General features: G+C 70.2%; 11 protein-coding genes and 1 tRNA gene. 7 read left to right on the top strand and 5 right to left on the bottom strand.

Annotated features, from left to right (window positions below):
* Window positions 1-503: hypothetical protein (locus tag VGD44_RS00225; RefSeq protein WP_331082638.1), on the bottom strand; the 503-nt coding region annotated here is incomplete at its 3' end.
* A gap of 26 nt (window positions 504-529) precedes the next feature.
* Complete coding sequence (locus VGD44_RS00220) at window positions 530-883, bottom strand: DMT family protein (protein ID WP_331082636.1); 354 nt, start codon at window positions 881-883, stop codon at window positions 530-532.
* Between the two features lie 71 nt (window positions 884-954).
* Here VGD44_RS00220 and VGD44_RS00215 point away from each other — a divergent pair, with 71 nt between their 5' ends.
* From VGD44_RS00215 to VGD44_RS00200, 4 genes are read left to right on the top strand one after another with little or no spacing between them, the layout of a single operon-like run.
* On the top strand, window positions 955-2070 hold the full coding sequence (locus VGD44_RS00215; RefSeq protein ID WP_331082634.1) for a polyamine ABC transporter substrate-binding protein: 1116 nt from the start codon (window positions 955-957) through the stop codon (window positions 2068-2070).
* Complete coding sequence (locus VGD44_RS00210) at window positions 2067-3221, top strand: ABC transporter ATP-binding protein (protein WP_331082632.1); 1155 nt, start codon at window positions 2067-2069, stop codon at window positions 3219-3221. Before VGD44_RS00215 ends, VGD44_RS00210 begins: the two co-directional genes overlap by 4 nt.
* Window positions 3218-4102, top strand: coding sequence for an ABC transporter permease (locus tag VGD44_RS00205; protein ID WP_331082630.1), 885 nt, complete (start codon window positions 3218-3220; stop codon window positions 4100-4102). Before VGD44_RS00210 ends, VGD44_RS00205 begins: the two co-directional genes overlap by 4 nt.
* Window positions 4099-4887: an ABC transporter permease gene (locus tag VGD44_RS00200; RefSeq protein WP_331082628.1), complete on the top strand. Its 789-nt coding sequence runs from the start codon at window positions 4099-4101 to the stop codon at window positions 4885-4887. The genes VGD44_RS00205 and VGD44_RS00200 overlap by 4 nt, the downstream gene beginning before the upstream one ends.
* Before the next feature lie 192 nt (window positions 4888-5079).
* Here the strand turns inward: VGD44_RS00200 and VGD44_RS00195 are convergent, their stop codons facing one another.
* Together VGD44_RS00195 and VGD44_RS00190 are read right to left on the bottom strand one after the other, a co-directional pair.
* A complete protein-coding gene (locus VGD44_RS00195; protein WP_331082626.1) occupies window positions 5080-6486 on the bottom strand; it encodes an amidase in 1407 nt (468 codons plus the stop codon).
* Between the two features lie 135 nt (window positions 6487-6621).
* A tRNA-Thr gene (locus tag VGD44_RS00190) sits at window positions 6622-6697 on the bottom strand.
* A gap of 128 nt (window positions 6698-6825) precedes the next feature.
* On the opposite strand from VGD44_RS00190, the gene VGD44_RS00185 reads away from it, so the two are divergent.
* The gene (locus VGD44_RS00185) at window positions 6826-7095 is read left to right on the top strand and encodes a hypothetical protein (protein WP_331082624.1); all 270 of its coding nucleotides are present in this window, start codon (window positions 6826-6828) and stop codon (window positions 7093-7095) included.
* A gap of 31 nt (window positions 7096-7126) precedes the next feature.
* Window positions 7127-8332 (top strand): FAD-dependent oxidoreductase, encoded by a 1206-nt coding sequence (locus VGD44_RS00180; protein WP_331082621.1) that lies wholly within the window; start codon window positions 7127-7129, stop codon window positions 8330-8332.
* On the opposite strand, the gene VGD44_RS00175 is transcribed toward VGD44_RS00180, so the two are convergent.
* A complete protein-coding gene (locus VGD44_RS00175) occupies window positions 8326-8514 on the bottom strand; it encodes a hypothetical protein (protein WP_331082619.1) in 189 nt (62 codons plus the stop codon). The two genes, VGD44_RS00180 and VGD44_RS00175, sit on opposite strands and share 7 nt — an antisense overlap.
* Before the next feature lie 110 nt (window positions 8515-8624).
* On the opposite strand from VGD44_RS00175, the gene VGD44_RS00170 reads away from it, so the two are divergent.
* Window positions 8625-9077: a YaiI/YqxD family protein gene (locus VGD44_RS00170; RefSeq protein WP_331082617.1), complete on the top strand. Its 453-nt coding sequence runs from the start codon at window positions 8625-8627 to the stop codon at window positions 9075-9077.
* The last annotated feature ends 28 nt before the right edge of the window (window positions 9078-9105 follow it).

Genomic DNA, 9105 nt, shown 5'->3' with positions numbered 1-9105 from the left:
GGCTTCACCTGGGCGCGCGTGCCGCCGGTGATCTGCACGATCGGCACGTTCTTCGGCACCGTGATGGTGCGCTTGCCGTAGGTGTAGTTGACCTCGAGCTGGCGGCTGCCCTTCTTGCCCGCGACCACGGTGCCGACGGTGCCGTTGGTCATCATCGAGCCCGGCTTCTTGTCCCAGCCGTAGTGGCCCTCGCCCATCTTCACGCCGGGCGGGAAGACGTGGACTTCCAGCGACTTGCCGGTCCCGTCCTTCTGCGGCATCTCGGCCGTGCCGATGAAGCTGCCGGGCTTGATGGCGTCGGGCTCGACCGGCTTCATCACCGCCACCGACCAGTTCGGCGTCAGCGCCACCTTGGTCACGCCCTTCTGGCCCTTCACGGTCAGGGACGAGGCGTCCATGGCCGTGACGGTCCCGCGCACCACCGAAGGCGCCGCCGGCGCCTGGGCCCAGGCCGCACCGGCCACCAGCGTCACGGCCGCCGCCGCCATCGCCATCCTGAACATCTCTTCTTCTCCCCTTGTCCGCGCCGTCAGAGCGGTCCCTTGAAAACGAAGGCCGCTCCGAGCGCGATGAAGGCGAAGCCGATCACATGGTTCGCCGTCAAGCGTTCTCCCAAGTAAGTCACCGAGAAAACCGCAAATACTGCCAGGGTGATGACTTCCTGCATCGTCTTCAGCTCGGCCGCGGAATAGACGGCGTGGCCGATGCGATTGGCCGGCACCGCCAGCCAGTACTCGAAGAACGCGATACCCCAACTGGCCAGGACGATGATCCAGAGCGGTCCCTTCTCGACCTTCAGGTGCCCGTACCAGGCGAAGGTCATGAACACATTCGAGCCGATCAGCATCAGGATCGGCAGCAGGGCGGTCCAGGACGGGCTCATCGGCGATTCGCGCTTAACGTGGGTCCGAAGCGACCTATAACCTGCACCGGATCGAAGGTGGGGATTCCGGTATGGCGGGATGGTGGAGAGCCCTGGGGCTGGGCGTGGTGCTGGCGGTGGCGGCGTGCAGCCCGAAGACGGCCGAGAAGGCCGACGCCCCGGCGGGCGGCACGCTGCGGATCTACAACTGGTCCGACTACATCGACCCGGCGCTGCTCACCGACTTCACCAAGGAGACCGGGATCAAGGTCACCTACGACACCTTCGATTCCAACGAGGTGCTCGAGACCAAGGTCCTGCAGGGCGGCACGGGCTACGACCTCGTCGTCCCGTCCAACCATAACGTCCCCCGCTACATCACCGCGGGCGCGATCCAGCCGCTGGACAAGGCCCAGCTGCCGGGCCTCGACAAGCTGTCGCCCGAGATGCGGGCCCACATGGAACCCTTCGACGCCGGCGGGAAGTACGTGGTCCCCTACATGCAGGGCACCATCGGCATCGGCTACAACGTCGACAAGGTGCGCCAGCGCCTGGGCGACATGAAGGTCGACAGCTGGGCGGTGGTGTTCGACCCCGCCGTACTGGCCAAGCTGAAGGACTGCGGCGTCTATTTCCTCGACGCGTCCGAGGACATGTACGCGGTCGCGCTCAACTACCTGGGCAAGGACCCGAATTCGAAGGCAGCCGACGAGTACAACGCGGCCACCGCGGCGCAGCTCAAGGCCCGGCCCTATGTGAAGAAGTTCCATTCGTCCGAGTACATCGACGCCCTGGCCAACGGGGATATCTGCGTCGCCATCGGCTACTCGGGCGACGTGCTGCAGGCCAAGGACCGCGCCGACGAGGCCAAGAACGGCGTCAACATCGCCTACGCCGTTCCCAAGGAGGGCAGCCAGATCTGGTTCGACGTGTTCGCCGTGCCGAAGGACGCCCCGAACGCTGCGGCGGCGCACAGGTTCATCGCCTTCATGCTGCGGCCCGAGGTCATCGCCAAGGCGTCGAACGCCACCCGCTACGCCAACCCCAACGCGGCGGCGACCCCGCTGGTGGACGAGGACCTGCGGGCCGATCCGAACGTCTATCTGTCGCCCGAGGTCTCGAAGCGCCTGTTCGTCACCACCACCAAGGACCAGGACCTGCTGCGCGACGTGAACCGCCAGTGGACCCGGGTGCTGACCGGCCGGTGAGCACAAGGCCTCACAGCCTCCGGCCGCAGATCGGGGGCGTCCGCGAGACCTTCGCGCCCTGGGAAGACCCGCAGGCGCGGCCGCTGGTGCGCTTCGACGGCGTCTCCAAGGCGTTCGGCGAGACCACGGCCGTCGACGACGTCAGCGTGTCGATCTACGAGCGCGAGTTCTTCGCCCTCCTGGGTCCCTCGGGCTGCGGCAAGACCACCCTGATGCGCATGCTGGCCGGGTTCGAGCAGCCCGACGCCGGGCGCATCCTCCTGGCCGATCGCGCCGTCCAGCACGACCCGCCGCACCGGCGGCCGGTGCACATGATGTTCCAGGCCTACGCCCTCTTCCCGCACCTGACGGTCGCCCAGAACGTCGCCTTCGGCCTGAAGCAGCAGGCCGTTCCCCGCGCCGAGATCGGCCCGCGAGTCGAGGAGATGCTGGCGTTGGTGCGGCTGGAAGGCCTGGGCCGCCGGCGGATCGACCAGCTTTCGGGCGGCCAGAAGCAGCGGGTGGCGTTGGCCCGCGCGCTCGCGCCCCGCCCGCGCATCCTGCTGCTCGACGAGCCCATGGCAGCCCTCGACAAGAAGCTGCGCGAAGAGACCCAGTTCGAGCTCATGGCGTTGCAGCAGCGCCTGGGCATGACGTTCATGATCGTCACCCACGACCAGGACGAGGCCATGGTCGTCGCCGACCGGATCGCGGTCATGCGTGAGGGCCGGATCGTCCAGGTGGGCCGTCCGGCCGAGATCTACGAGGCCCCGGCGGACCGCTACGTCGCGGGCTTCATCGGCGACATAAACCTGTTCGAGGGCCGCGTGGCGGTATCCGAGGGCGGCCGCGTCCGCCTGCTGTCCGAGGAAGGCGCGTTCGAGGCCGAGGGCGCAGGCCCGGTCGGCGAGACCGCCTGGATCGGCGTACGCCCCGAGAAGATCGTCGTCCACGCCGAGCCGCAGCCCGCGGGCGACAACGCCGTGGCGGGCAAGATCCTCGACTACGGCTACCTCGGAGACTGGACCACCTACCTCGTCGAGACGGCGCCGGGCCGCACCATCCGGGCTGCCCGCGCGAACGCCACCCGATCCACCGTCCGCCCGCTGGGCTGCGACGATCCCGTCTGGCTCACCTTCGAGCCTTCCAGCGCCGTGGTGCTGACCCGGTGAGGCGCGAGCGCTCGCGCCTGGCGGCGATCCTCCCCTTCCTGTGGCTGGCGATCTTCTTCGCCTTCCCGTTCCTGCTGGTGGCCAAGCTGTCGCTTTCGGACACGGCGCTGGCCATGCCGCCCTACGAGCCCCGCATCGACTGGAGCCAGGGCCTGGCGGGCGCGCGCGCGTTCCTGGGCGGCCTCGACGGCGAGACCTACGTCCGCCTGACGCAGGACCGCCTCTACCTCGACGCCTACCTCTCCAGCCTGCGCCTGGCCGCCACCGGCGCGGGCTTCCTGCTGGTGATCGGCTACCCCATCGCCTACGGAATCAGCCGCTGTCCGCCGCGACTGCGCCAGGCCCTCGTCTTGGCCGTGATCCTGCCGTTCTGGACCAGCTCCCTGATCCGCATCTACGCCTGGATCGCGATCCTGAAACCGGCCGGCGTCCTGAACGTCGTGCTGGCCAAGCTGGGGCTGCCGCCGGTCGACATCCTCAACACCGAAACCGCCGTGCTGCTGGGCCTCGTCTACGCCTACCTGCCCTTCATGGTGCTGCCGCTCTACGCGGTGCTCGACCGCCAGGACGAGAGCCTGATCGAAGCGGCGCAGGACCTGGGCGCGACCCCACTCGCCGCCTTCTGGCGCGTGACCTTCCCGCTCTCGCTGCCCGGCGCGGCGGCAGGCGCGCTGCTCTGCTTCATCCCCATGGCCGGCGAGTTCGTGATCCCCGACCTGCTGGGCGGCTCAGAGACCCTGATGCTTGGCCGGGTCATCTGGACCGAGTTCTTCGCCAACCGCGACTGGCCGGCCGCCTCAGCCGTCGCGATCGTGCTGCTGGCGACCCTCACCGCCCCGATCCTGCTGTTCGAGCGCCAGCAGGCCAAGGTGCTGCGATGAGGAAGGGTCCCTCCGCCTTCAACATCGCCTCGGTGGTCCTGGGCCTCGTGTTCCTCTACGCGCCCATCGTCGTGCTGGTGGTCTATTCCTTCAACGCGAGCCGCCTGGTCACCGTATGGGGCGGCTTCTCCACCCGCTGGTACCGGGCGCTGTTCGAAGACGCCCAGATGCTGGACGCCATCTGGGTGACGCTCAGGGTCGGCGCGCTCTCGGCCACCCTCGCGACCGTCGTCGCGACCCTCGCCGCCGTGGCGCTGGTGCGCGCGGGGCGCTTCCGCGGCCGCACTATGCTGGCCGGCGGCATCTACGCCACCCTGGTCATGCCCGAGGTGATCCTCGGCCTGTCGTTGCTGCTGCTGTTCGTCTCCATCGGCCTGCCGCGCGGCTTCTGGACTGTGACGCTCAGCCACGCGACGCTTACGCTCGCCTACGCCACCGTGGTGATCCAGGCGCGGCTGTCGAGCTTCGACCGCCATCTCGAGGAGGCGGCGCAGGACCTCGGCTGTCCGCCCTGGAAGGCGTTCCTGCTCGTCACCCTGCCGGTGATCGCCCCGGCCGTCGGCGCCGCCTGGATGCTGGCCTTCACCCTGTCGCTGGACGACCTGGTGATCGCGAGCTTCGCCTCGGGTCCCGGCGCCACCACGCTGCCCATGCGGCTCTACAGCCAGGTGCGGCTGGGCGTGGACCCCAAGATCAATGCGGTGTCGACATTGCTGATCGGCCTCGTGGCCACTGGCGCGATCGCCGCCTACTTGATCCAGCAAAGACGGGGCAGGCCCGTATAGCGCTCGCCTCAGGCGGTCCGTCCAGCAGCCTTGTGACCCTTACGCGCCACCGGCCGGACCGCCTGGGCCGACGCCCCCCCAGGCGCCGAGCGCCTGGCCACACCCCCGAGTCCGGCCAGGCCGCCGGGGAGCGGAGCGTCCCGTCCCGGCACGCACCCCCGACTTGCAGGCCCGTCGTTGCAAGGTCGGCGCCTAGAGCGGCGCCACGCGGTCGAACCAGGGCTTTGCCTGCTCCAGCTGGCCGGCCAGGCGGAACAGCAGCGCCTCCTCGCCCGTGCGCGCGGCGAACTGCAGGCCGATCGGCAAGCCGCCCGAGCTCCAGGCCAGCGGCACGGTCATCGCCGGCTGGCCCGAATTGTTGAAGGCCTGTGTGTTGGGCATGTACGAGAACAGGCGCTGCACCGTCTCCTCGGGTTTCTCGAACAGATGGCCGATCGGGATTGCCGGGCGGCCCAGGGTGGCCAGCAGCAGCACGTCGTAGGTCCCGAACAGGGACGCCGCCGCGCGTCCGTAGGCATGCACCGCCTGGACCGCGCGCACATAGGCCGGCGCGGCCGTCTCCTTGCCGCGGCGGTAGATGTCATAGGTGGCCGGCTCGATCTCGCCCTCGGCCAGGGGCCGGCCACGGCGCTCGCACTCGGCCTCGATGTTGGCCGCGACGCTGGCCCACAGGATGGTCCGCGCCGCCGCCTGCATGGCCGAGTGGTCGCCGGGCAGCTTCGCCCACGCCACATGGTGACCCAGGCCCTCGCACAGCTTCGCCGTCTCGCGCACGGCCTCGGCCACCTCGGGATCCAGCACCGAGCCCACCGTCAGCGCTTCGTCGAAGAAGGCGATCCGCAGCTTGCCGGGGTCGCGGCCCGCCTCTTCGGCGAACGGCCGCTCGGGAACGCTGAGGAAGTAGGGGTCGCCCGGCTGCGGCGCGCAGACGGCGTCCAGCAGCACCGCCGAGTCCCGGACCGAACGCGTCACGGCGTGCTGGATCGAGGCGCCGGCCCAGCCCTCGCCGCCCGGCGCGAACGAGACGCGGCCCCGCGACGGCTTCATCCCGAAGAGGCCGCAGCAGGCCGCCGGGATGCGGATCGAGCCGCCGCCGTCGCTGGCGTGCGCCGCCGGCACAATGCCCGCCGACACCGCCGAGGAGGCCCCGCCCGACGAACCGCCCGGCGTCCGGTCGAGGTCCCATGGATTGCGGCAGACGCCCAGCAGGTGCGGCTCGGTCACCGGCCAGATGCCGAACTCGGGCGTGTTGGTCTTGCCGAAGATGTTCAGGCCCGCGGCCTTGTAGAGCCGCGTCATGGCGCTGTCGGCCGCCGGGACCACCTGCGCGAACAGCTTCGACCCATAGGTCGTCGGCACGCCGCCGTAGGCCGCGCCCAGGTCCTTCAGCAGATAGGGCACGCCGGCCAGCGGCCCCGATCCCGCCGGCGCGCCCCGCGCCAGGTCGGTCATGTCGCGGGTGACGGCGTTGATCTTCGGATTGACCTCGGCCATCCGCGCGACCGCCACGTCCAGCAGCTCGCCGGGCGTCACCTCCTTCTTCGCGACCAGGGCGGCGAGGCCCACCGCGTCGTGGGAACGGTACTCGTCGAAGCGCATGGGCAGTCTCTCCTCCGGGGACGAGCGGACGTCCGCATAGCAGCGCCGCCACAACTGCGCGCATAGCGCCCCCCTCCTGCGCGCCTTGAGGGGAGCATAACCCGTGCGTGGGTGAACGCCATTCAGGATGGAGGCTGGTGCCGGATGCAGGACTCGAACCCGCGACCTTCGGTTTACAAAACCGCTGCTCTACCAGCTGAGCTAATCCGGCCTGCCTAACGCCCTCCTTAGACGGTGGACGCCGCGGGTCGCAACAGGCCATCGCAGGCTCTCGTCAGGCCGCGGGTCCTGGGGCACATTGCCGTGGATGGAGGCTGTGGCCTCCCGGGGGAGGCCCAAATGATCGCACTGCTGCTCGCCGCAATGTTTCAGAGCACCGCGCCCGTTTCGTCCTTCGTGGCGCCGACGCCGACGAAGGCCGTCTCCGCGAAGCCGGACAAGGACGGCATCGTGTGCCGCAAGGAGGCTGTCCTTGGAAGCCGCATGAAGACCAAGGTCTGTGAGCGGCCTTCCCAGACGCAGCAACGCAGCATCGACGATCGCGACCTGATCGAGAAAGCCCAGGTCCTGCAGACCATCCGCGATCCGGCCGCCGGCCCGCCGCCCTAGTCCTGGGCCCATGGTGACGCGACGTGCGGCGTTGACAGCGATCGCGGGGGCGGGCCTGGCGCCCGGCGCCGCGGCCGAGGCGCCCCGCCGACCCGCTGCGCCCGCCGTCTACGACGTGGCGGTGATCGGCGCCGGCGTCTTCGGCGTGTGGACCGCCTGGCATCTGGCGAAACGCGGCGCGTCGGTCGCAGTGGTCGACGCCTATGGGGTGGGCCATGCGCGGGCCTCCTCGGGCGGCGAGAGCCGGGTGATCCGGCTGAGCTATGGCGGCGACCCGATCTACTCGCCGATGGCGCGGGAGTCGCTCGACGCCTGGGCCGAGGTCTCGGCGCGCGGGCGCGAGCCGATCCTGCACCTGACGGGCGTGCTGTGGTTCTCGCCGGCGACCGACGCCTACATGGCCAAGAGCGTCGACTGGCTGGCCGCGAACAAGGTCGAGCACCGGCGCATGGACCTGGCCGGCCTGCGCGCGGCCTACCCGCAGGTCGTCTTCCGCGACGGCGAGTCCGGCTTCGTGGAGACGAAGTCCGGCGCGCTCATCGCCGGGCGCGGCGTCCGCGCCGTGCTGGCCGACGCGGGGCTGGAAGCGCGCCTGCTGAAGGCCGGTCCGCCGGAGCCCGACGCCGGCGGCGTTTACGCAGTGGGCCCGGATCTGCGCGCCCGCCACCTCATCTACGCCTGCGGCCCCTGGCTGCCGAAGGTGTTCCCGCAGGTGCTGGGCGGCCGGATCACGCCGACGCGGCAGGAGGTCTACCACTTCGGCGCCGCGCCCGGCGACCTGCGCTTCTCAGCCCCCGCCCTGCCCGTCTGGGCCGACTTCAACGGCGGCGAGCTCGTCTACGGCATGCCGGACCTGGAAGGCCAGGGCTTCAAGATCGCCTTCGATCCGCACGGCGCGGTGGTCGACCCCGACACCCAGTCGCGGCAGATAAGTGCGGAGGGCTTGGCGCGCGCCCGCGCCTACCTCGCCCAGCGCTTCCCGGGGCTGGCCGAGGCGCCGCTGATCCATGCGCGGGTCTGCCAGTATGAGAACAGCTCCAACGGCGACTTCCTGATGGACCGCCTGCCCGGCCATGACCGGGTCTGGCTACTGGGCGGCGGCTCGGGCCATGGCTTCAAGCACGGCCCGGCGGTGGGACGGCGCATGGCCACCCATGTGCTGGAACCCGCGACGCCGGTCGAGCCGCGGTTCAGCCTGGCGACGAAGGCGACGCGCGCCGAACGCGCGATCTACTGAACCCAGCGCAGCGCGCGCCGGACGTCCTCGACCCTGCGACGGCGAGGGTCGGTGGGACCGATGCTCTGCAGCTCCGCCCGGCAGCGGGCCTCGGCCTGGTCGCCGAAGCGGGCCCGCAGCGCGCGCGCCCGGTCCTCGGCGTGTTCGGCCTCGTCGAGGGCGCGAATCCAGAAGCCGTCCATGGGAATACTCCCCTTCAGACGTTCCCAGCTTACACCTTCAACCCCCGATTGGCGGCGCTTGTTCAATCGCGACGCTTCAAACGCGCGTGAGGCCGCGGTAGTCGGAGGCCATGCGCATCTTCATCGACGCCGACGCCTGCCCGGTGAAGGACGAGACCTACAAGGTGGCCGGCCGCTACGGCCTGAAGGTCTTCGTGGTCTCCAACAGCTTCATCCAGATACCCGCCTCGCCGCTGATCGAGCGCCGCATCGTCGATGCCGGGCCCGACGTGGCCGACGACTGGATCGCCGGCGAAACCCAGCCTGGCGACATCGTGGTGACCAACGACATACCCCTGGCCGACCGGGTGCTGAAGGCGGGCGGCGCGGCGATTGCGCCAAACGGGCGGGCCTTCACGGCCGACAGCATCGGCTCGGCGCTCGCCCAGCGCTCGATAATGGAGCACATCCGTTCCACCGGGGAGATCACCGGCGGGCCGCGGCCGTTCGCCGGCGCCGACCGTTCGCGCTTCCTGCAGGCGCTTGACGAGGCCGTGAACCGCGAGCGCCGCAAGCGCCGCTAGACAACGCCAAGGGCGGCGCTAGCTTGCC

The sequence above is a fragment of the Phenylobacterium sp. genome, assembly GCF_036402295.1.
Classification (GTDB): domain Bacteria; phylum Pseudomonadota; class Alphaproteobacteria; order Caulobacterales; family Caulobacteraceae; genus Phenylobacterium.
Note: the sequence above shows the minus strand (reverse complement) of the source record. Positions and strands in the feature narration are given on the sequence as shown.

What these genes read in the sequence shown, in the direction of transcription:
- VGD44_RS00220 (WP_331082636.1), bottom strand. Translation starts at nt 883, where the DNA reads ATGAGCCCGTCCTGGACCGCCCTGCTGCCGATCCTGATGCTGATCGGC.
- VGD44_RS00215 (WP_331082634.1), top strand. Translation starts at nt 955, where the DNA reads ATGGCGGGATGGTGGAGAGCCCTGGGGCTGGGCGTGGTGCTGGCGGTG.
- VGD44_RS00200 (WP_331082628.1), top strand. Translation starts at nt 4,099, where the DNA reads ATGAGGAAGGGTCCCTCCGCCTTCAACATCGCCTCGGTGGTCCTGGGC.
- VGD44_RS00195 (WP_331082626.1), bottom strand. Translation starts at nt 6,486, where the DNA reads ATGCGCTTCGACGAGTACCGTTCCCACGACGCGGTGGGCCTCGCCGCC.
- VGD44_RS00185 (WP_331082624.1), top strand. Translation starts at nt 6,826, where the DNA reads ATGATCGCACTGCTGCTCGCCGCAATGTTTCAGAGCACCGCGCCCGTT.
- VGD44_RS00175 (WP_331082619.1), bottom strand. Translation starts at nt 8,514, where the DNA reads ATGGACGGCTTCTGGATTCGCGCCCTCGACGAGGCCGAACACGCCGAG.
- VGD44_RS00170 (WP_331082617.1), top strand. Translation starts at nt 8,625, where the DNA reads ATGCGCATCTTCATCGACGCCGACGCCTGCCCGGTGAAGGACGAGACC.